This window comes from Dolichospermum sp. DET69, from assembly GCA_017355425.1.
Taxonomy (GTDB): Bacteria; Cyanobacteriota; Cyanobacteriia; order Cyanobacteriales; family Nostocaceae; genus Dolichospermum.
This window is the reverse complement of the sequence record CP070233.1, coordinates 3,920,664-3,942,079: the sequence shown is the minus strand read 5'-3', so window position 1 is coordinate 3,942,079 and position 21,416 is coordinate 3,920,664. Positions and strand designations below refer to the sequence as shown.

Sequence of the window (21,416 nt, the reverse complement as noted above, 5' to 3'; positions counted from 1 at the left end):
GGAGAGGTTTGGAGAGAGGTTTATTTATACATTAAAAACATTTTGCTCACTTTCCAGAGCTATTAGCCTTAATTCCTCATGCCTGAATTGTTCTGCGATAACTATTGAAAAAATGCTAAAGCGACAACGATTTTATGATCAAATAGCCATAGCCGGACAAGTTAGAGATGCTATCACAGGAGAGGGAATTGCAGGTGCTATGGTCAAGATTATTGATGCTCCTGATGAATTTATTAATTTTGTAATCTTCCAAGTTAAATTATTTGGATTACCAAGTTCATTAATTCAGTGGCACTCCTTTAATCCCGATCTCAATCCTCCCAACTTAGCCTTACCTCAAGAACTTCAAGAATTACAAACAAATCTGAGAAATCCTAGCTTAAAAGCTACTAATAAGCTAGAATTATTTCAGGTATTTCTGGAAAATTCCCACCTTAGTGGTAGATATAAATTTCTAGGATTTCAGGAAATTATTGACTATTTTCCCCTCGACCCAAAGACCAAAAATTCTCACTTAGGACGGACTAAAACAGCCGCTGATGGTTGGTTCTATTTTAGGGATTTGCCAGCCGGATTATATCGCATAGAGGCATCTTTGTCTGGTGCTAAAATGCGCTATGTCAAGAGTCAATGTCAAGTTGAGATTGGGCGAAAAAATCAAAATAATATTATTAACCAAGATCAAAATGTTGATCTATTTGATAATATTAGGAAAGTAGAATTAGAACTGAAACCAACCACCATTAGAGGCAAAATCACGAATGCGGATGATACAGAAGCAGTTGGCATGGCTAGAGTCCAGATTTTAGGGAGTGGAGAATACACTTTTAGCTCAATTGAAATTATTAAACAACAACAAGGAGAATGGAATTATCAAATCGTTGGGATAGAAGCCAAAAATACTCCCATAACAGTAATAGTTTCAGCTAAAGGATATCCTGGAACGCAAAAAGAAATCAGTTTACAGCCTGGGGAGGTGAAATCCTTAGATTTCCAGTTGACTTCCAACTGATAGCTTTTTTTTGCAATAGGTATCAACTCGCAACTGTCAATTTTGTTTATCCGATTATCACAAAAAAAGGGAAAAATATTATGCCCACCAATTTCGCCAATTTAGCTCCTGGCGTTTATGTTGATGAAATTTCTTCAGGGTTAGCACCTATTGCTGGTGTAGGAACTAGTACGGCTGGATTCATTGGTGTCGTCAGTTTGAAAGTAGCGGAAGGTGCTACAGTTTCTTCAACCTTGGTGAAGAAAGGTCAGCTTATTCCTGGTGAAGACCAATATTCAGTTGTGTCGAAAGACCAAAAAAAAGCCACAGAAGAGGTAGAACTTTCAACTTCAGTTAAGTCTGGTGAAGTCAAACTCTGTACAAATTTCACTGAATTTAAGAAATTCTTCGGGGATTTCTCGGATAATCCCGGTCAAAATATCCTCGCTCATGCTGTTTATGGCTTTTTCAGAAATGGCGGCACAAGGTGTTTTGTAATATGGGTGACAGCAGAATCAGAAATTAGTCAGGATAGGGCTTTAGGAAAGTTTGAAGCCATTGATGAAATTGCCATCGTCGCGGCTCCGGGTGTTACCAGTAAGGTAGCCCTGGGTGAAATTAATGATCACTGCCGATTGTTAGGCGATCGCTTTGCGATTTTGGATACAATAGAAGATATCGCCATTGACTCGGATCAACTAAAACCAGGTAGTGATGAACTGCTAGGAAACTCAGACTATGCGGCAGTATACTACCCCTGGATTCAAGTTTTCGATCCCGCCAGCAACGAATTGAAATTTGTTCCTCCTAGTGGTCATATTGCTGGTGTTTACGCTCGCGTAGACGATAAAAGAGGTGTGCATAAAGCTCCTGCTAATGAGCCAATTTCGGGAGCAGTAGGCTTAAAGCAAGATATCAGCAAAATCAAACAGGGTCCTCTGAACGAGATAGGGATTAACTGTATCCGCAATCTCAATGGTAATATCCGCATTTGGGGAGCGCGGACTTTAGGCGCGGGGAAAGACAATCCAGACTTCAAATATATTAATATTCGTCGTCAATTTAACTACCTGCGGGAGTCAATTGATGAAGGAACTCAATGGGTAGTCTTTGAACCCAATAACCCAGAACTTTGGGCAAAAATTCGCCGCAATATTACTGCATTCCTCACCAATGAATGGCGCAAAGGGGCATTATTTGGCACAAGTCCCCAAGAAGCATTCTTTGTCAAGTGCGATGCGGAAACCAATCCGATGGATGTTCGTAAACTTGGTCAAGTAGTGACGGAAATCGGGGTGGCGGTAATAGAACCAGCAGAATTTGTCATCTTCCGCCTTAGCCAAATCGTAGACGAAAAGAAAAAATAGGCTCCTGACCGCACTGAAATGACCTATATCCAAAATTGATTAACCTATGCAGACATCTACACACCTAAACTTAACAGCACCTGGTGTATATTTAGAGGATATTCCTACCTTACCGGGTAAAGATTTACTAACGGGTGTTCCGGTGTTCTTGGGAGTCGCTCCGGTTAACAATGCTCAGGAAAACGGTCTTCCCGTGCCGAAAATGCTCACACTTTGGACTCAGTTTGGGCAGTATTTTGGACAGCCATTACTTCATAGTTATTTACTGCATTTGGTGCGGGTTTTATTTGCCAATGGCAGTCGTCTGTCTTCCGTCTTACCTTTGCTAGATAATATTCTCTCAGAATTGCAAAATGGATTGGCAGAAATAGAAACACTAGATGGCTATTTAGCTCATGCCGTAAGGGGTTTCTTTACCAATGGTGGTAGTCTGTGTTATGTCGTTCCTTTGCTAAATAACACTCTCTCGGAATTGCAAAACGGATTGCGGGCAATAGAAGGACTAGATGTCATTGATTTAGTCTGCGCGCCTGATATTATGCAAAACTCTGAGGCAGAAGTGGCTATGGAAATGCAAAAAGCAGTCCTAGAGCATTGTGAGAGAATGGGCGATCGCTTTGCCATTCTTGATGGCTTCAGTATTACCAAAATTGAAGACATAGAAGCCCTGAAAACACAACAACAACGATTAATCAGCGATAACGGTGCGCTCTATACCCCCTGGCTGAAAATAGAAAACGCCCCTATGAACATTCCCCCTTGTGGTCATATTGCGGGAATTTATGCCCGTAATGATCGGCAAGTCGGAGTTTATCGCGCTCCGGCTAACTACCTATTAGAAGGGGTGCTGGATTTAAGTTTTTTGTTTACTGATACAGATGCGGAAATCTTAAATCCTCAAACTGGATCAGGAGTTAACTGCATTCGCAGTTTTAGAAGTCGGGGAATGCGGATTTGGGGGTCACGCACCTTAAGCCAAAATCCAGAATGGCAATATATCAACATTCGCCGCTTAAAAATCACTGTCCTCCGGTGGGCAGAACGGAATTTAGCTGATACTCTGTTTGAACCCAACAACAGAAATTTGTGGGGTCGTATAGAGCGGGAATTAACAGTTTACTGTGAATCCCTATGGGAACAGGGAGCTATCCATGGGGATAGTTCCGAAGAGGCTTTCTATGTCAAGTGTGACGAGGAAACCAACCCCCCAGCTATCCGCAATACCGGACAAATAGTCACGGAAATTGGTTTAGCACCCACTACTCCTAGTGAATTTATTGTTATTTCCCTAGTTCACGGCAGTAGCGGTGTTAGATTTGTTGAATCTTAGTAATTTACTTCAGGAGAACTTACCATGCCAGCTATTAAAGATACTCACGATCCATTTAATGGTTATAATTTCTGGGTAGAGTGGGACGGAATCGTTCATGCAGGCTTTAGAGAATGTAGTGGTTTGACGGCTACCAGGGCAGCCACGACCTATAGAGAAGGAACAGACAAAATTCTTGCTCAAAGACAACTTGGTGGGTTAAATAGTTTCAGTAATATCAGCCTGAAACGAGGAATCACTGACAATGATGAACTTTGGAAATGGCACAAGCAAATCACAGATGGTGAACCAATGGAAGACAATCGGAAAAACGTTTCGATTATTCTGGCCGATGATAAAGGTGAAGAAAAACTGCGTTGGAACTTGGAAAAATGTTGGCCTACCACCTGGAGTGGTCCAGATTTTAATGCTACCGCTGGCGAGGTAGCGATTGAATCACTAGAATTAGTTCACGAAGGAATCAGCGTTGATTAATACGAGGGAAAATGCACCAAACTGAATTTCTGTTTACCCTGCCTCACGGTTATATAGATGCAGAAGGAATCCTTCATCGAGAAGGAGTGATGCGACTATCAACAGCCTATGATGAAATAGCTCCTCTGCGCGACCCCAGGGTACAGAGAAATCCGGGTTATTTGGTGATTATTCTGCTCGCACGGGTGATTACTAAGCTAGGAACTTTAGACCAACTCAATACCAAAATTATTGAGGAATTATTTTCTGGGGACTTGGTTTACCTGCAAGATTTTTACCAACGAATCAATCACCATGGTAACACCCGCTTTCAGGTTGCTTGTCCCCATTGTGGAGGAGATTTTGAAGTAGAAACCTCCCCCTTGGGGGAGTAGTCTGCTACCCCCCAGAACGCCTGTTGGAGGAGGTAGCTTATCTTTCCTATCACTTTCACTGGTCTTATGATCAAGTGATGAACATGGAACACTGGGAACGGCAACAGTGGGTAACTCAAGTTGCCCACATTAATCAGCAGATTAATCAGCAGTCAGGCAATTAAGGATTTGAGATTAAAACTTTTCTCAAGAGGAGACTTTCATGGCAAAATCGCAAAAAAAAGGTGGGGGTAATTCTCAAAAGAAATCCCAAGATCCCTATATGGCTTTCAATTTTATGGTGGAAATTGAAGGACTGACAGTGGGTGGCTTTTCAGAAGTGACAGGATTAAGCAGCAACATAGAACTGGAGAGTTATGTGGAGGGTGGGGTTCATCACCACGTTCATAAATTCCCTAAATATATGAACTATCCTAATTTGGTTTTCAAGCGGGGACTAGGAGAAAGAGATGATTTATGGAAGTGGTATGAAGATGCTACTAGAGGTAAAATTCGTCTCTTGAACGGTACGATTATGGTGCGAGACAGTAAGCAGGATAAACTAATAGGATGGAACTTTAAAAAAGCCTATCCGGTAGCTTGGGAAGGTCCACAACTAAATGCTAGTAATGGCTCAGAAGTCGCATTTGAACGGCTGGAATTAGTGCATAGAGGAGTTTATAAAGCATAGTTAAAACCAGTCAAGATACATTACATAAAATCATCATCTCTATCAGCAAAAATTAAGCAAAAATTAAATATCTCATCTAAAATGACATTCAATCGTGTACCACAATGGCAACAGTCTCTTGATCCGAAACTTGTACGTCGGCTAAATAATCCGTTGATGAAACAGGGAGTTATCAATGGTCGGATGGCTAGAAGAATTATCGAGCGATCGCCTGATATATTAGAAAAACTACCTTTGCTTGCTCAACAAATGCAGCGTTGGTCAACCACTATTGATTTAGAGTCAGAATCAACACCTATTGTTTATGTTCAACATCAGGAGCAGAGAAGTCAAGTAGTAGAACAGCAGACGATAAATCCCAACTTTGCATCCCCTGATAGCAGTCAAGGTAATAAGCAAGTCCTGATTGTTAATGCTAAGTCAATTCCAGTTGACATTACTTTATCCCATCAAGATCAAACGACTCCTTTAGTAAATCAGCGATCACAGTCCACAGAATTAACTGTAACACCAGATAATTCTTTACCTAATTTACCCAATAATATTTCCTCAACCCCCTCAGAATCAGCAATTCAAAGAAAAATTGCCACCTCTGATATTTTACCAATAGTAAACATAAATTCTGAGCAATCATCTTCATTAAATGAAAATCCCCAAATTCCCTTAGTTCAACAACTAACTCCCCCCATCTCAAATATTGAAAAACCCTTAGTTAATTTACCCAATAATATTTCCTCAACCCCCTCAGAATCAGCAATTCAAAGAAAAATTGCCACCTCTGATATTTTACCAATAGTAAACGTAAATTCTGAGCAATCATCTTCATTAAATGAAAATCCCCAAATTCCCTTAGTTCAACAACTAACTCCCCCCATCTCAAATATTGAAAAACCCTTAGTTAATTTACCCAATAATATTTCCTCAACCCCCTCAGAATCAGCAATTCAAAGAAAAATTGCCACCTCTGATATTTTACCAATAGTAAACGTAAATTCTGAGCAATCATCTTCATTAAATGAAAATCCCCAAATTCCCTTAGTTCAACAACTAACTCCCCCCATCTCAAATATTGAAAAACCCTTAGTTAATTTACCCAATAATATTTCCTCAACCCCCTCAGAATCAGCAATTCAAAGAAAAATTGCCACCTCTGATATTTTACCAATAGTCAACATAAATTCTGAGCAATCATCTTCATTAAATGAAAATCCCCAAATTCCCTTAGTTCAACAACTAACTCCCCCCATCTCAAATATTGAAAAACCCTTAGTTAATTTAGCTAGTCAAATTTCCTCAACCCCCTCAGAATCAGCAATTCAAAGAAAAATTGCCACCTCTGATATTTTACCAATAGTAAACGTAAATTCTGAGCAATCATCTTTATTAAATGAAAATCCCCAAATTCCCTTAGTTCAACAACTAACTCCCCCCATATCAAATATTGAAAAACCCTTAGTTAATTTACCCAATAATATTTCCTCAACCCCCTCAGAATCAGCAATTCAAAGAAAAATTGCCACCTCTGATATTTTACCAATAGTAAACGTAAATTCTGAGCAATTATCTTCATTAAATGAAAATCCCCAAATTCCCTTAGTTCAACAACTAACTCCCCCCATCTCAAATATTGAAAAACCCTTAGTTAATTTACCCAATAATATTTCCTCAACCCCCTCAGAATCAGCAATTCAAAGAAAAATTGCCACCTCTGATATTTTACCAATAGTAAACGTAAATTCTGAGCAATCATCTTTATTAAATGAAAATCCCCAAATTCCCTTAGTTCAACAACTAACTCCCCCCATCTCAAATATTGAAAAACCCTTAGTTAATTTACCCAATAATATTTCCTCAACCCCCTCAGAATCAGCAATTCAAAGAAAAATTGCCACCTCTGATATTTTACCAATAGTAAACGTAAATTCTGAGCAATTATCTTCATTAAATGAAAATCCCCAAATTCCCTTAGTTCAACAACTAACTCCCCCCATCTCAAATATTGAAAAACCCTTAGTTAATTTACCCAATAATATTTCCTCAACCCCCTCAGAATCAGCAATTCAAAGAAAAATTGCCACCTCTGATATTTTACCAATAGTCAACATAAATTCTGAGCAATCATCTTCATTAAATGAAAATCCCCAAATTCCCTTAGTTCAACAACTAACTCCCCCCATCTCAAATATTGAAAAACCCTTAGTTAATTTAGCTAGTCAAATTTCCTCAACCCCCTCAGAATCAGCAATTCAAAGAAAAATTGCCACCTCTGATATTTTACCAATAGTCAACATAAATTCTGAGCAATCATCTTCATTAAATGAAAATCCCCAAATTCCCTTAGTTCAACAACTAACTCCCCCCATCTCAAATATTGAAAAACCCTTAGTTAATTTAGCTAGTCAAATTTCCTCAACCCCCTCAGAATCAGCAATTCAAAGAAAAATTGCCACCTCTGATATTTTACCAATAGTCAACATAAATTCTGAGCAATCATCTTCATTAAATGAAAATCCCCAAATTCCCTTAGTTCAACAACTAACTCCCCCCATCTCAAATATTGAAAAACCCTTAGTTAATTTAGCTAGTCAAATTTCCTCAACCCCCTCAGAATCAGCAATTCAAAGAAAAATTGCCACCTCTGATATTTTACCAATAGTCAACATAAATTCTGAGCAATCATCTTCATTAAATGAAAATCCCCAAATTCCCTTAGTTCAACAACTAACTCCCCCCATCTCAAATATTGAAAAACCCTTAGTTAATTTAGCTAGTCAAATTTCCTCAACCCCCTCAGAATCAGCAATTCAAAGAAAAATTGCCACCTCTGATATTTTACCAATAGTAAACATAAATTCTGAGCAATCATCTTCATTAAATGAAAATCCCCAAATTCCCTTAGTTCAACAACTAACTCCCCCCATCTCAAATATTGAAAAACCCTTAGTTAATTTAGCTAGTCAAATTTCCTCAACCCCCTCAGAATCAGCAATTCAAAGAAAAATTGCCACCTCTGATATTTTACCAATAGTAAACATAAATTCTGAGCAATCATCTTCATTAAATGAAAATCCCCAAATTCCCTTAGTTCAACAACTAACTCCCCCCATCTCAAATATTGAAAAACCCTTAGTTAATTTAGCTAGTCAAATTTCCTCAACCCCCTCAGAATCAGCAATTCAAAGAAAAATTGCCACCTCTGATATTTTACCAATAGTCAACGTAAATTCTGAGCAATCATCTTCATTAAATGAAAATCCCCAAATTCCCTTAGTTCAACAACTAACTCCCCCCATCTCAAATATTGAAAAACCCTTAGTTAATTTAGCTAGTCAAATTTCCTCAACAAGTGAAGGCGTATCAACTAATACTAATAATAAAATCTCTCCCTCAACTTCAGTAATCCCAATTATTGATAGTTCCGTATCCAAAATTCAACCCAAATTGGAAAATTCAGTAGTGGTTTATTCCCAACCAATCAGGCCTAAATTAGCTGCAAATGAGCCAATGCTCTTAATCGAAGAGTTTAAGAGAAATAATCCTTCAGTTGTGACTAATGGGAATAAAGGAGTAGAAAAGATTACCCAATCCACTGTTGCTAATGCTCAATCTAAATTACCAGTTGTAAAAATTAATTCCGAGCCATCTTTACCAGAATTTGAATCTTTAGTCTTGTCTACTTCTCCTAGTGCTAAAAAAAAGGCAAGCACCCTAAATAGTAGCCAATTAACTCCCCAGATGAATTTAGTAACAACAACGAATTATAATATAACATCATCCCCTGATGAAACCTTAATAAGCAATAATATTGCTTCAAATCAAGGGATAATGGCATCAACCCCATCTCCCAATTCTCAACCACCTAAAGTCAATCAAATTAACCAAACATCCATTGCAGGTGTTAGTCGGCCACCTCAGATTGATGTTGATGCTTTAGCAGATAAAGTAGAGCGGAAAATCATGCGGAGATTAGTCATAGAAAGTGAACGCAGAGGTAAGAACAAATGGCGCTAGAAAAACTAACAATTAAAGCAGAGAAAAGTAACGAGGGAGATTTTGCTGATGAATTCGAGGTCTTGTTTAACCCTAACCAGGTACAAATTAATAAGACCGGTTGGACAACCAGCGGAGATCAACTAGTTGCATCTAATGATTTAGCAACTTTAACAATAGAGTTATTCTTTGATACCACTCTTAAAGGTTCTCCCCCAGAAAATGTCCAGAAATATACCAAGAAGATTTTTAATTTGACTCACCCAAGAATTGGTAATAGTATCAAAAGACCACCTAGATGTAAATTGGTGTGGGGAACAATTGGGGGAAAAGATAGTGTTTTGTTACCTGATGGGATGTTAGAAAGTGTCACTAAAACTCTGACGCAGTTCTTGGAAGACGGTACTCCTGTGCGAGCAACTCTTAATTGCACATTCAGAGAGTGGACAGATTCGGTAAAAAAGAAAAAACAGGAGAATTTAATAGATGATCCGGTTCGGATTGTTAAAAGGGGAGAAACCCTGAGTAGTATTTCTTATGAAGAATATGGAGATCCTGCATTGTGGCGCATAATTGCTGAAGAAAATCGGTTAGATAATCCGCGGAAAATACCTCCCGGATTAGTTCTGACGATTCCACCTCTGCGGATTCCCAGCCAAACTTAGAGGAAAAGAACTATGTCTGATGGTGGTGGTGTTAAAAGCCTTTCCCCTAATATTAGAGTAATCATTGAAGGACAAAAGCTTTCTGCTGAGGCTAGTGCTGATTTACTCGCGGTGAAAGTATCGGAAGATGTGGACGTACCAAGTATGTTTACTTTGGAATTTTCTAGTTGGAATTTAGCCAAGGGTGAATTAACTTGGATTGATGACAAGATGTTTGAGATTGGTAAAGAAGTAGAAATTCAGATGGGTTATGAAAATAACTTAAAAACAGTAATCGTGGGAGAAATTACTGCTCTAGAACCGGAGTTTAATCAAAATTCTAATCCTATATTAGTGGTACGGGGACATGATATGCGTCACCGTTTATTGCGAGGTTCTAAAACAAAATCCTATGCCAAAATGAAAGACAGTGATATTGCTAGTCAAATTGCCAGGGGTAACAGCTTAACACCAAAAGTTAAAGATAGTGAGGTGAAACATGAATATGTTTTACAACATAATCAGACTGATTGGGATTTTCTGCAAAGTCGTGCAGAGCGCATTGGTTATGAAGTAGTTATTGATAATAAAACCTTATATTTTCAACCCCGTCAGCACGATAGTCAAAAAGTTTTGACGTTGAAGTTTGCAGAGAATTTGCGTGAGTTTTTACCTCGGTTGAGTAGTATGGGTCAGGTGCAAAAAGTAGAAGTAAAAGGCTGGATACCCAAAGATAAAAAAGAAGTTATCGGTAAAGCTGCTGCTGGCAAGGAAGGGAGTAAAATGGGTGGCAAAACTACTGGAGCAAAGGCAGTGGAAACATTTGGAGAATCTGTTTCTACTGTGGTTATTCAACCTGTAGCCAGTAAAGCGGAAGCGGATCAAATAGCTTTAGGACAGTTTAAAGATATGGCGATCGCCTATATTACTGCTGAAGGAACTTGTCCGGGAATTCCTACTTTAAAAATTGCTAAAGTTATTGAAGTGACTGGAGTAGGAAAGCGATTTAGTGGAATGTATTATGTGACATCAACTGAACATAATTACTCCCAAGAGCAAGGTTATGGTACTTTATTTACTGCAAGGAGAACCGCCTCATGATGGGAATAGATTTGTTAATGCCTGAAGACAAAAGTCTTCGCTTCTATGGAGTGACAGTTGCCGTAGTCACTAATATCAAAGATCCTGATGGAGTAGGACGAATTAAGGTGAAATTTCCTTGGTTATCAGAAGAGGATGAAAGTGCTTGGGCTAGGGTGGTAACATTGATGGCAGGGAAAGATAGAGGCATTTACTTTTTACCTGAAGTGGACGATGAAGTTTTAGTGGCTTTTGAACATGGCGATATTGCCTTTCCCTATATTTTAGGGAGTTTGTGGAATGGCAAGGATAACCCCCCTGAAAAAAATGATAATGATGAAAATAATAAACGCCTGATTAAGTCCCGTAGCGGTCACATGATTATTTTGGATGATACTAAAGATAAGGAACAGATTATTATTCAAGATAAAAGTGGAAAAAACAAAATTACTATTGACTGCGAAAATGATGCCATGAATATTCAGGTAGAAAAAGATTTTACCATTGAAGCTAAAGGCAAAGTGACTATAAAAAGCACAGATGAGGATATGTTGATTGAGTGTAAAAATTTAGAGATTAAAACTCAACAAGAATGCAAAATTCAAGCCGGATCTAATTATAGTATTCAAGCTAAATCTAAAGGGGAATTTGCCGCCAAATCCGGCTTGGAAATTACCTGCGCTGCGGGGGTTAAGGTCAATAATGGGGCTTTGGAGGTAATGTAATGGATATTGATTTTTTAGGTGTGGGCTGGTCTTATCCGTGCAAATTGGATGAGAGGGGACAAGTGTTGATGGTGAAATACGAAGATTGCGTTCGTCAGTCAATTTTGGCGATCCTCAGTACCGCGAGAGGGGAAAGGGTGATGCGTCCCGATTTTGGCTGTCGGATTCATGATCTCGTCTTTGCACCCAATAATGCCGGAACAGTTGGTGAAGTGATCAGCGATGTGCGATCAGCTTTGGTAGATTGGGAACCCCGCATTGATATTTTAGATATTGATGTGCTACCAAATCCGGCTCATCCTAATCTTTTGCAAATTTCCATCAATTACCAGGTTCGCACCACAAATAATCAGTTTAATCTAGTCTATCCCTTCTATTTACAGTAATTAATCATGTTTTTACCTCCTCCCAAAATTGATCAGCGCACCTATGAAGATATAGTTCAGGAAACTCAGGAATTAATTGAGGACTATACGGATAACAAATGGCGATGTCTCGATAAAAGCGATTCGGGTTTGGCGCTCATCCGCATTTTCAGCCGCATGGCCACCATCGTCAGCGATCGCCTCAATCGCTCCCCGGATCGCAATTTGCTGGCATTTCTCAACTTAATTGGTACTCAACAGGCTCCCCCTCAACCAGCCAGAGTCCCTCTCACCTTTACCTTAGCGGGTGGTAGTCCGGTAGATGCTATAGTTCCTGCTCATACCCAAGTTTCTGCACCCGCTCCCGAAGGTGAAACAGAGGAAGTTATCTTTGAAACTGAACAAGATTTGGTAGTCAGCGGCACACAACTACAAGCAATGTTTGTGGTCGAAGATCGGGATTATTATAGCGATCGCAACCATTGGATTGATCCCACAATTGCCAACCAAAATCCAGCATTTTCAGCTTTCAAAGGCGACCTCCCCACGGAGCATTATCTTTATATATATTCTGAAGAAATATTTAGCATACCAAAATTAGAAACTATTACCATCACTATTGATACTAATAGTCCCACTGAATTCGGGGAATTACTTGATACTTGGTCATATTGGGAGAAGACAGCATGGAAACCTCTGACCCACATTCACACCCAAGCAAATACAACACAATTCATGATCACAGTGACTCAGTTACCTAAATTGATGCCTTTGGTGCAATTTAATGGACAAAAAGCCCCATGTTTGCGGGTAAGTTTAAAGTCTCAGCAACGGAATCAATTAGCGGAAGCCGCACGAGATGATTTACCAGAAGTTACCCAAATTGAAATTAGCACTAGTATTAATCAAACCCATACCCCCGAATTATGCTTATTTAATAATACTCCCTTGGATCTGAGCAAAGATTTCTATCCCTTTGGCACAACCCCTGGGCGTAACGATACATTTTCTATTCCTTTAGATAATAAATTAATTAAACCCGGAGTTGCCATAGAAATTAGCCCAAAACTGAACCATCAACCCAGTTATACTGACGATATAGATATCATTTGGGAAATAGGAAACGGGCAAAATTGGCAAATCATTGAAACTTCAACAGCAGCAGATAAATTTAGATGGAGTAATGATTCATCACCAATAAAATTTATAGAACCTACAGAACCTATCACATCAACTACTTTTCAGTTTCCTCAATCACTAATTAATGAGAATCTAGTTGATGATCATAGAGAAAATTCCTATTGGCTGCGCGCCCGCATTAACAATGGAATTTACGGGATCAGAGGGAGAGAGAAAAAATATGTTGTTTATAATGATGTCACCCTAGTTGCTAGAGGCATCTCCTCTGGACAAACAGAAATATTCGTTGATAGTGTAGATGAATTAGAGATTAATGATATCATTCGCATCCAATCATTAGCTGATTCAACCAGACAGGAAGAAGTCAGAATAATTAACAAAATTGCCTCCGAGAAAAAGCTGATTCTTGAGAATAATATTCGTAATCAATACGAAGCCAGCAGTCGAATATTGTGCAAATTTATTATGGTGGACAAGATTCCTGACACTTGCGATCCACCGGTAGTCCAATCTTTAACATTAACTTACAAATTTCTGCTGAAAAAACCTGCATTTTACTATGCTTATAATGATTTTATTTATTGTGAAGGCAGTCCTTTAGGATTTGTCAGACTGACACAAGCGGTTAAAGCTGGAGAAAGGATCTTACATCTGGATGATGTTAGTCAGTTAAGATTAGGTGAGTTGATCAAATTTGACGATAATAATCCCGAAAAACGGCAAATTGAGCTAATTGATCGCCATCGCCATCTGGTCATCTTCACCACAGCATTGAATCATGATCATCGGCGAGCAGTTAGGGTAATTCGTTGTTTTCAGCCGTTAACTCCGGCAATTAATCGCAATTCCGCCCTTTACTTGGGATTTAATCAACCATTTCCCAATCGTCCCAATACTCTTTACCTCCAAGTTGAACCACCTTTACCCAGTGAAGTAGCCCCCAATGCCAATCGAGGGGAAGGTGATCTTAACCTACAGCGGATTGCTTGGGAATACGCTAGTCCCAACGGATGGCAACCCCTAGTTGTTCAGGATGAAACCCAAGCCTTTGCTGAGAAGGGGCTAATTCAATTTATTGGGCTAACAGATTTTATCCCATCGTCTCACTTTGGCAAGGAACTTTATTGGCTACGAGCCAGGAAAAAGCCCAGTAGTATTCCATTCGCACTCTTATGTCTTTTTAAATGGGCATTAGGATTTAGACGATTAAACTTGTTCGGATTAATCCGCTATCTTGGTTGGCAAATAAGCTGTTCTGTTGATTTTTCCGTAGATCCCCGTTTGCGTTCTGTGCGGACGAATACTACCTGGGCTAGTCAAACTATTACTTTAGAAAATGAGATATTAGGTTCTAGCAACAATGAGCCGCAACAGGTATTTTCTGCCAGTCAAGTACCCATTCTTTGGGGACAACAATTAGAGGTGCAGGAAGGTAAAATGCCTGCCGACGAAGAACGACAAGTCATTGAACTACAATCAGGCTCAGAAGCAATCAGCACAATTACAGATGAAACAGGTCAATTAGTAGCAGTTTGGGTGCGCTGGCAAGAAGTCCCTGATTTTTATAGTTCCCAGACCAAGGATCGCCATTATGTGATTGATCGCCAAACTGGAAAAATTCAGTTTGGTGACGGAAAAGCAGGAATGATTCCACCGCGAGGACGCAACAATATTCGCCTGACTCGCTATCATACCGGAGGTGGCATCAGAGGGAATCAACCTGCCTATAAGATCGCCGAATTAAAAACTACTATCCCCTACATTGATAGCGTCATTAATTGGGAAGCGGCCACAGGAGGAAACGAGCAAGAATCTCTGGAACGGCTCAAAGAGCGATCGCCCCAACGACTACGCCACCGCGATCGCGCCGTGACAGCCCAAGATTTTGAAGACCTAACATATCAAGCATCTATAGATGTGGCCAGGGTAAAGGTGATCACCCCAGAAATGATGGTTCCCAATTTCAATCCCTTACTGGAGGAACTATGGATTGAACCAGAGGGAAATTCCTCAATCGCCAAGATAACAGAAGTTAGGAGTCAGAGTTCCAAAATAGATGGCAATCCCATTCAAGTTTTTACCCATGAGATTCGGGCTGGACGGGTGCGAGTAATCATCGTTCCCCAGAGTTCAGAAAGTCAGCCTACCCCCAACTTGGCATTACTCAATCGAGTCCATACTTATTTACAAGCGCGTTTCGTGCCGACCATGAAACTGCAAGTAACCGGACCTAACTGGCAAGAGATCAGAATTATTACGGAAATTGTCCCTGTTTCTCTAGAAAATGCGGATGCTGTCAGAGTTGAAGTTCAGCGTAGCCTCCATAACTTTCTTCACCCCCTCACAGGTGGCAATCAAGGAGTAGGGTGGAGCTTCGGGCGTAAACCTCACCTTTCCGACCTCTATGCCCTCTTGGAAGCAGTTCCAGGGGTCAAATACGTCCGCTACCTAGACATCCAACCGACTGATTGCCAAATGGATATCCGCACTCTTATTTACTCTGGTCAGCACCGAGTTACCTTAAAATTACCAGGAGAGACAGATTAACTTATGCCACTACCATTACCCAATCTCGATGACCGCACATACTCCAGCCTGGTAGAAGAAGCGGTTGCTCTCATTCCCACGGAAGCACCCCAATGGACAGATCACAACCCATCTGATACGGGAATTATCCTGATTGAATTATTAGCCTGGTTGACTGAAATGGTGTTATATCGAGTCAATCAAATCCCCAATCACAATCAGGCCGCTTTTTTAACTCTACTCAGAGGGGATGAAGGGGATAATGGGGATAATTTTGAACTGCCAGCAGAAAAATCTCCCGCCGACCAAAATGCCATCTTGGAGGCTGAGATTCAAAAAACCTTGGCAGAATTGCGAACACCCTATCGAGCAGTCACCGCCAAAGATTTTGAACGGCTGATTTTATCTGACTGGTCAAAAACTAAGACTATTAAAAGAGACTTTGGAGAGGAGGGGATAATTGCGCGAGTGCAATGCTTGCCAGAGCGAGATTTAGAAACAAAAGATGTCAATGAGATTGTGGAAGGGCATATTAGCTTAGTAATTTTGCCTCGTCTACATAGTTCAAATACCGAAAATCTCAGAAAAATAATTAAGAAATTTCTCAATCAAAGACGACTGATCACTACCCGCCTCCATCTAGTTGACCCCAAATATGTGAAAGTCAAAGTTGCTGCCACTTTATATTTACAAGACGGTGCGAAGGATCTGTTAGTTCAAGAAGAGGTAGAACGCCGGATTGAAGCTTTTTTTGCTCCTTTAGATTCCCAAGAATATTGGCAAGGTAAGGGCTATCCTTTTGGCGCGGATATCTATATTTCTGAGTTATATCAATTATTGGATAATGTGCCTGGTGTTGATTATGTAGAGAGAGTTCAACTTAACGACTTCGATGAGCAAAGAAAAAAATTCAACCAACAATTCGAAATGATCGGTATTTCTCTAGAAGAAAATGAATTGGTTGAGGTAAAAATTGACGAAATTATCACCATTCAACAACATTTTGAAGCAAAATGGAAAAGAAACAACTAAGTAGCTATCAAGAATATTTACCTGCTTATCTGCAAGAAGATTTCTCTGATCTCGAAAAAAGTCCCTTTTTGGGCAGATTTTTACTAGCGTGTGAAAAAATTCTCACTGGATCTACTCAAGAGCAAGAAAATTTTTCTCCCAGAAGAAATCCCCGAACTTCTGTTGGTTTAGAAACAAACATTTCTCACATTCACACCTATTTTGACCCCGAAAAAACTCCATCGGAATTTTTACCGTGGTTGGCAGGGTGGGTAGCATTAAGTTTACGAGAAGATTGGGATGAAGCAGTTAAGCGGAAATTTATTAAGCGAATAGTGCCGCTATACAAACATCGGGGAACTATTTTCGGATTAAAAAAAATGTTAGGAATTTATCTGAAACTTTATCTCGAAGAACTTGACTCCAGTTATCCCGCAGGAAAGATTTCAGATTACTTTCAAGATCAAATTCCCCGGCTGAGTGGTCAGCCGGACAGATATGGCGAGGATGCCGAACTTGCCAAAGCCATTTCAATATTTGAATTTGACGACCATCCTCATTACTTTCAAGTCCAAATCCCCCTTCTGACCACTCAGCCGGAGAGATATTGGCGAGGATGCCGGATTGCCAAAGCCATTATTGATCAAAATAAACCAGCCCATACCTTTTATGCCCTAAGAATCTTAACACTAACCATGCAAATTACCAAAGCATGGGGAGGTTGTTATCCATTTACCTTATTTGACGCTCCGCCTCAACAGAAAATGCAAATCGAGGCTAGGATTAAATTGAATGATTGCCCGCCAGGAGATCCCTTAGAAGAGCAAATATTAATCCGCATTCAGGGAAAAAATTTGCCCCTTGAACCTAATGGCAGCCAAGTGGGACCCCATGTCAGGCAAACAGTGTTTTATGAACAGTTTACCAACAATCCCGATGGCTTTTTTATCGCTCTGGCTAATTTGAGCGATCGCCAACTGACTGGAAAAATTACGGTTCAAGTTAACTTTAATCTCAACCACCAGCAATATTCCCTGATCATATTTGATTCCCTACCCTTTGACCTAGAACCTAACTTAAGAATTTATCGCCCCCTGAATCAATTAGAGTTAATGCCGGGAAATACTCGTCTTGACTCCAATCCAGAGCAAACTTTGCGTGTCCGCCCAGAACCCCCGTTAAAAATTTATCAGCCTCAAATCAAGTGGATTGACGGTAATACGCGCCTGGGTTCTCAAGTTGGTCAAACCATGCGCCTGGTGCATGATGCCAGACTGAGAATTTACAAACCCAGACGATTGTTTGAGAGCATGGAGGGGAATACTCGTTTGGGGAACCAAGTAGGTGAAACAATCCAAATTCCCACAGGTTTAGATGATTCTGAATTAAAAATTTACAGTCAAAATCAAGAATACAAGATTGGCAACACCCTTCTCGGACCCGAAGTAGGTGCAACCATGCGTCTCGTTCCTAACTCCCAGTGGTTAGAGCGGATTTATCGGTTTAAATTATTTGATTCTCCAGCTAAAAAGAAAATAGAAATAGAAGCAATTATTACACTAACAGACGTGGCTGAAACAGAAGGGGAAAAAATCGCCAGGTTGTTAATATTACGCATTCAATCCCGTACTTCTTCCTTTAGCCCCCTAATGCCAAATCTAGAATTTTCCTCCCAAGGACTGCGGGCTACACACCAGGTTAGCTATCAACGATTTTTGGATAACCCCAAAGGCTTTTACATAGTGTTATCTAACATCAATGATCGCCAAGTGGCTGGAAAAATCACCATCAAGCTCAACTTTAATCTTAATCAGCGTCCTGTGTCTCAGGTGATTATCGCAGAAGACTTTAATCTCAATCCCAGGGCGAATGTTCTAGAAATTTGTCACCCTCTTAAGGATCAGGATGGAGATATTCAGGGTAATACTATTATTGGCAGAGTTACCCCATATATGCTGAAAACTTTGGCAGTTGAGGAAGACGATTGGATTGATTAATTAAATTTTGGTTGTAACTAGATCATTATGGCTGACTTTATTTTAACCACAGGCGATATGGCCATGTTTAACCCCCCATTTGGGCAAGCAATTGTTACCGTAATTCCTGGTAATATAATGGGGTCAAGTAAAGACATGATTAACAAAAAAATGGTCTGTGTTGATGGGGATGAAAAAACCGTCATTGTTCCTGGTTGTCCCTACATGACTCCATCACATCCTATTCCTGGTGTGGGTATTCTTTCCATTGATTCCCTAGCACCCAATCAAAAAGCCCAAAGAACCAAATCTAACGGTAAACCGGTTTTACTCAAGGGAGGGACATTTAAAGCCAAGTTTCAAGTTGTTGTTCCTGCCCAGCAACCCACCCCTGCTGGGCCAATTCCCGATCCTAGCCCGCAATATACTGGGACTGGTAGTTTCATCACTACTAACTTTCGAGTTAAAGGAACATAAAACTTAAATCATCATTATTTCAGATAACTTAACTAAGTTTCCTTAACTTTATCTGTGTCAATGCTCACGACAATCAACAATATTCACACTTACCATCATAAAAGTAGAGGCTAATATATATGGGTACTTTGCGACAAAACCAAACCAAAAAGACTAAAGCCACTGCCAAACAACAAGCCGCATCTAATAAGAACCGTGATATCCATCCAGCGGAAGAAATACAAGAGATGTTTGGTAACAGGACGCTAGGTTGCCTGATTGAGTCGCAAAGTCTTCCTCCTATCAACCAAATTTCTACCGCTAATAATGCTGCTATCCAGCGTCGGCCTTTATTTCGCGGTCTTTCTCATGAGTTAATCGGTCATGAACAGGGTAATCTGATACAGGCCAAGCTGACAGTTAATCAACCAGGGGATAAATACGAACAAGAAGCTGATCGAGTTGCGTCACAAGTTGTTCAGCAGATAAATACCTCAAAAATCCAGTCACATCAATCTGACGAAACAATACAGCCTCAAACATTGATGCGAAAAGCAGAAGTACAGGACAGTGGTATAAGGACTTCTCCAAAGTTTGAGGTATCTCTTAAACAGGAGCAAGGTAGGGGGCAACCTCTTCATCAAAGTATTCGAGAACCAATGCAGCAAGCTTTTGGCACAGATTTGAGTGAAGTTAGGGTGCATACTACCTCTTTATCAAATGAGCTAAATGAAACTGTTCAAGCCAAAGCATTTACTACAGGGCGAGATGTATTTTTCCGTCAGGGAGCTTATCAGCCTGGAAGTCGAGAAGGACAACAGTTAATTGCCCACGAATTGACTCATGTTGTGCAACAAAATGGTACTAGCTCACTAGGAAATAAAGCAGTTATTCAACGCGAAGAAACTAAACTTTTATCTAAAGAAGCAGGGAAAAAAACTAAAGATGAAAAAAAATACATAAAACAAGGTCAATCGGGTTATCAAAATGTCACTAAAAAAGGATCAACACTGGCTGGTGCAGAAATAGCAGCGAAAAAAATTATAGAAGCTAAAGATCAAGACTTTAAAGCGGCCTGTGAATTATTAATGAGAGCAGGATTCTTTGGCTCTCATACGAGGAAAACAGAGACCGATAAAGTTTCTAAAAATACTTCAGGGGAGAGTTTTACAGGAGTAGAAGCTAAAGGTAAAGTCAGCGCCGAAGTAAAAGATGTGATTGAAGGCATTAAGTTACTAGCTGAGATCAGCACCCAAGGCGGTTTCGGATCTACACTGGCACAGGATCTAGCTTTCAATGCGGGAGAATTTAGTCTGAAATTAAAAGGAAAACTGGAAACTTTTATTGGTTTTAAAGCCAGTGCCAAAGGTGAGTTAAAACTGAATGTTTTAGATGGACTGGTAGCTAGTGCTTCGGCTGAAGCACTAGCCGGATTTTCCGAATCAGGTAATGTTTCGGCTGAACTTAGTAAGGGAAATTTGGGTGCTCAGGTAGCGGCAGAAGGTAAATATAATATTGGTGCTTCAGCTAAGGCTACTGCTAAGGCACAATTAGGTCCTGCCGGCATCTCCGCTAGTGTTGGCGCAGAAGCATTTGCTGGCAGTCAAATCAGTGGCAAGGTATCTGGATGTATCACAACTCGTAAGGGTAATAAATTAATTAATATCTCCACTGGTGGATCAGTATCGGCTGGTGTAGGCGCAAAGGTGAAAGGTGAAGCAACATTCTCACAGGGTACATTTAAACTTGGTACTGTCGTCGGCGGAACTTTAGGTGTAGGTGGTGGTGCCGAGATTGAGATAGAAATAGATATTTCCGCAATTAAAGGTGCAATCAAAGATGCTTGCTCAAGTCCTAACCCCAGTACACTCATGAGTAAGGTAGCTGACAAGCGGCCGAATATGCCAGACGCTGAGGCAGGAGCCATGAAAGAGGAACTTTATAATGCTTTGTTCCCCAAAGTTTATAATTACGCTAAAGATAAAGCTAAAAGCGGCAGTGCAAAACATTATGTCAATCGGCAGGTAGTGCAAAAAATCATTGCTGAGAAGGTACAAGGAAGTGATAGATTGGCGGAAATTATTTGGTACAAAGAATCAGATGAAGTATTAGCTGAAATGGCTTATGATGCTACCACCAAAGCTGCTAATGAGGCTAAAAAGCCTAAATTAACAGTAGGAAGTGAGAGTTCTTTTGGTATCAGGAGAGGAGTAATTCTTTTGTGGCCTTACAAAAGCGAAGATTAATATCTGTTTTTAACTTTCTTAGAGGATGTTTGAAAAGTATTTTATGAAACC

Annotated in this window: 16 protein-coding genes; all 16 read left to right on the top strand. The window is 40.0% G+C overall.

Annotation, left to right across the window (positions count from 1 at the left end; genetic code table 11):
- The first annotated feature begins 112 nt into the window (after positions 1–112).
- The 16 genes from EZY12_17985 to EZY12_17910 all read left to right on the top strand — a co-directional run bounded on the left by EZY12_17985 (position 113) and on the right by EZY12_17910 (position 21,365).
- Positions 113–1,012, top strand: a complete 900-nt coding sequence (locus tag EZY12_17985) for a carboxypeptidase regulatory-like domain-containing protein (GenBank protein QSX66663.1) — start codon at positions 113–115, stop codon at positions 1,010–1,012.
- An 80-nt stretch (positions 1,013–1,092) separates the two neighbouring features.
- Positions 1,093–2,358 carry a phage tail sheath family protein gene (locus tag EZY12_17980; GenBank protein ID QSX66662.1) on the top strand — a complete coding sequence of 422 codons (1,266 nt, stop codon included), beginning with the start codon at positions 1,093–1,095 and terminating at the stop codon, positions 2,356–2,358.
- Between the two features lie 202 nt (positions 2,359–2,560).
- Positions 2,561–3,688 (top strand): phage tail sheath family protein, encoded by a 1,128-nt coding sequence (locus EZY12_17975; GenBank protein ID QSX70723.1) that lies wholly within the window; start codon positions 2,561–2,563, stop codon positions 3,686–3,688.
- Between the two features lie 24 nt (positions 3,689–3,712).
- Positions 3,713–4,162 carry a phage tail protein gene (locus EZY12_17970; protein QSX66661.1) on the top strand — a complete coding sequence of 150 codons (450 nt, stop codon included), beginning with the start codon at positions 3,713–3,715 and terminating at the stop codon, positions 4,160–4,162.
- Between the two features lie 11 nt (positions 4,163–4,173).
- On the top strand, positions 4,174–4,536 hold the full coding sequence (locus tag EZY12_17965; GenBank protein QSX66660.1) for a phage tail assembly protein: 363 nt from the start codon (positions 4,174–4,176) through the stop codon (positions 4,534–4,536).
- A 202-nt stretch (positions 4,537–4,738) separates the two neighbouring features.
- On the top strand, positions 4,739–5,206 hold the full coding sequence (locus EZY12_17960; protein QSX66659.1) for a phage tail protein: 468 nt from the start codon (positions 4,739–4,741) through the stop codon (positions 5,204–5,206).
- Between the two features lie 81 nt (positions 5,207–5,287).
- A complete protein-coding gene (locus EZY12_17955) occupies positions 5,288–9,217 on the top strand; it encodes a hypothetical protein (protein ID QSX66658.1) in 3,930 nt (1,309 codons plus the stop codon).
- A complete protein-coding gene (locus tag EZY12_17950; GenBank protein QSX66657.1) occupies positions 9,208–9,861 on the top strand; it encodes a LysM peptidoglycan-binding domain-containing protein in 654 nt (217 codons plus the stop codon). The genes EZY12_17955 and EZY12_17950 overlap by 10 nt, the downstream gene beginning before the upstream one ends.
- A gap of 12 nt (positions 9,862–9,873) precedes the next feature.
- Entirely contained in the window at positions 9,874–10,941 is a 1,068-nt protein-coding gene (locus EZY12_17945; protein QSX66656.1) for a phage late control D family protein, read from the top strand.
- Positions 10,938–11,645, top strand: a complete 708-nt coding sequence (locus EZY12_17940; GenBank protein QSX66655.1) for a phage tail protein — start codon at positions 10,938–10,940, stop codon at positions 11,643–11,645. The genes EZY12_17945 and EZY12_17940 overlap by 4 nt, the downstream gene beginning before the upstream one ends.
- Positions 11,645–12,031 (top strand): GPW/gp25 family protein, encoded by a 387-nt coding sequence (locus EZY12_17935; GenBank protein QSX66654.1) that lies wholly within the window; start codon positions 11,645–11,647, stop codon positions 12,029–12,031. The genes EZY12_17940 and EZY12_17935 overlap by 1 nt, the downstream gene beginning before the upstream one ends.
- A gap of 6 nt (positions 12,032–12,037) precedes the next feature.
- Positions 12,038–15,697, top strand: coding sequence for a baseplate J/gp47 family protein (locus EZY12_17930; protein ID QSX66653.1), 3,660 nt, complete (start codon positions 12,038–12,040; stop codon positions 15,695–15,697).
- 3 nt (positions 15,698–15,700) lie between these two features.
- Entirely contained in the window at positions 15,701–16,708 is a 1,008-nt protein-coding gene (locus EZY12_17925) for a baseplate protein J (protein ID QSX66652.1), read from the top strand.
- A complete protein-coding gene (locus EZY12_17920) occupies positions 16,690–18,684 on the top strand; it encodes a phage tail protein (protein QSX66651.1) in 1,995 nt (664 codons plus the stop codon). Before EZY12_17925 ends, EZY12_17920 begins: the two co-directional genes overlap by 19 nt.
- Before the next feature lie 27 nt (positions 18,685–18,711).
- Positions 18,712–19,140: a hypothetical protein gene (locus EZY12_17915; protein QSX66650.1), complete on the top strand. Its 429-nt coding sequence runs from the start codon at positions 18,712–18,714 to the stop codon at positions 19,138–19,140.
- A 119-nt stretch (positions 19,141–19,259) separates the two neighbouring features.
- Positions 19,260–21,365: a DUF4157 domain-containing protein gene (locus EZY12_17910; GenBank protein QSX66649.1), complete on the top strand. Its 2,106-nt coding sequence runs from the start codon at positions 19,260–19,262 to the stop codon at positions 21,363–21,365.
- Positions 21,366–21,416 lie beyond the last annotated feature (51 nt).